General features: G+C 68.6%; 2 protein-coding genes. Both read left to right on the top strand.

The annotated features are described in order from the left end of the window. Window positions 1-79 precede the first annotated feature (79 nt). Complete coding sequence (locus RJ1_RS44800) at window positions 80-871, top strand: enoyl-CoA hydratase/isomerase family protein (RefSeq protein ID WP_073371154.1); 792 nt, start codon at window positions 80-82, stop codon at window positions 869-871. Continuing rightward, on the top strand, window positions 868-1,848 hold a 981-nt coding region (locus RJ1_RS44795; protein ID WP_073371153.1), incomplete at its 3' end, for a CaiB/BaiF CoA transferase family protein. The genes RJ1_RS44800 and RJ1_RS44795, both read left to right, overlap by 4 nt.

Genomic DNA, 1,848 nt, shown 5'->3' with positions numbered 1-1,848 from the left:
CCGCACCCACAGGTACTGAAGAAGGGTTAGGGCGATGAGCCAGAACGACACTCAGAATGTTCAGTTGCACAACACTTCAGTGAAGACGTATGACGGGTTCCCGACGTTGGCGATCGATCGTCCGTCGGAGGGGGTGCTGCGGATCGTGCTGGACGGGCCGGATCTGCATGCGGTCGGTGCGGACATGCACCGGGAGTTGGCGGATGTGTGGGCGGCGATCGCCCGGGACGAGTCGGTGCGGGCGGTGTTGATCCGCGGCGCCGGTGACCGCGCCTTCTCGGCGGGCGGCAGCTTCGATCTCATCGACGCGATGGTCAAGGACTGGGACACCCGCACCCGTGTCATGCACGAGGCGCGAGATCTGGTCCGCAACATCATCGAATGCCCGGCACCGATCGTGTCGGCGATCAACGGGCCGGCGGTCGGTGCCGGATTGGTCGCCGCTCTGCTGGCGGATGTGTCGGTGGCCGGTCGGCGAGCGAAGATCGTCGACGGGCACGTGCGGATCGGGGTGGCTGCCGGTGATCATGCCGCGCTCTGCTGGCCGTTGCTGTGCGGGATGGCGAAGGCGAAGTATCACCTGCTCACCAATGAGGTGCTCACCGGTGAGGAGGCGGAGCGGATCGGGATGGTGTCGGTGTGTGTGGACGACGAGAAGGTGCAGGATCGTGCCCTGGAGATCGCGGAGAACCTTGCGCGCGGGTCGCGCGGCGCGTTGCGGTTCACCAAGCACGCGTTGAACAACTGGTACCGGCAGGCGATGCCGATCTTCGACGCGTCGCTGGGTTTCGAGTTCTACGGGTTCGGTGGTCCGGATGTTGCCGAAGGTGTGGCCTCGCACCGCGACAAGCGTGAGCCGAGGTTCACGTGAGCGGGCCGCTGGACGGGGTGACCGTGCTGGGGCTCGAGCAGGCGATCGCGGCGCCGCTGTGTACCCGGCACCTGGCCGACCTGGGTGCCCGGGTGATCAAGGTCGAGCAACCCGGTGTCGGGGACTCGACCCGTCACTACGACCGGACCGTCCGCGGGTTGGCCGCGCATTTCGTGTGGCTCAACCACGGCAAGGAGTCGGCGGCCCTGGACCTGACCGCCTCCGCCGACCGCGAGGTGCTGCACGATCTGCTGGGGGGTGCCGATGTCATCGTCAGCAACCTTGCACCGGGCGCGTTGGATCGGCTCGGTCTCGGGGTGGACGAGCTGGCGCAGCGGTATCCGCGGTTGATCATCGTCGACATCTCCGGGTACGGGCGCGGCGGACCGCTCGACCACAAACGCGCCTACGACCTGCTCATCCAGGCGGAGGCCGGATCCTGCACCATCACCGGGCTGCCCGGGCAGCCGGCCAAACCGGGGATCCCGATCGCCGACATCGGAACCGCACTGTATGCGTATTCGGCGGTGCTGGCCGCCCTGTACGAGCGGGAGCGGACCGGGCGTGGGGCGGTGATCCCGATCGCGATGCTGGACGTGGTCGCGGAGATGATGGGTTTCGCGCTCAATCAGGTGATCCACGGCGGTGTCGAACCCGCCCCGGTCGGGATGGGCTCGCCGATGGTAGCGCCCTACGGCGCCTACCCGACCGTCGACGGCCGGACCGTGGTGCTCGGCACCACCAGCGACCGGGAGTGGCGGCGCCTGGCTGCGGACCTCCTGCACCGTCCGGATCTGGCCGAGGACCCCCGGTACGCCGGCAACGCCGATCGGGTGCGGTTGCGGGGCGAGCTCGACGCGATCGTCGGGTTCTGGTGCCGGGAGAGGACTCTGGCGGAGATCCAGCGGGCCGCCGACGCGGCCGGGATCGGCAATGCCCGGCTCAACGGGGTACGCGGTCTCGCCGAGCACCCGCAG

This window comes from Rhodococcus jostii NBRC 16295, assembly GCF_001894825.1.
GTDB lineage: Bacteria > Actinomycetota > Actinomycetes > Mycobacteriales > Mycobacteriaceae > Rhodococcus_F > Rhodococcus_F jostii.
Note: the sequence above shows the minus strand (reverse complement) of the source record. Positions and strands in the feature narration are given on the sequence as shown.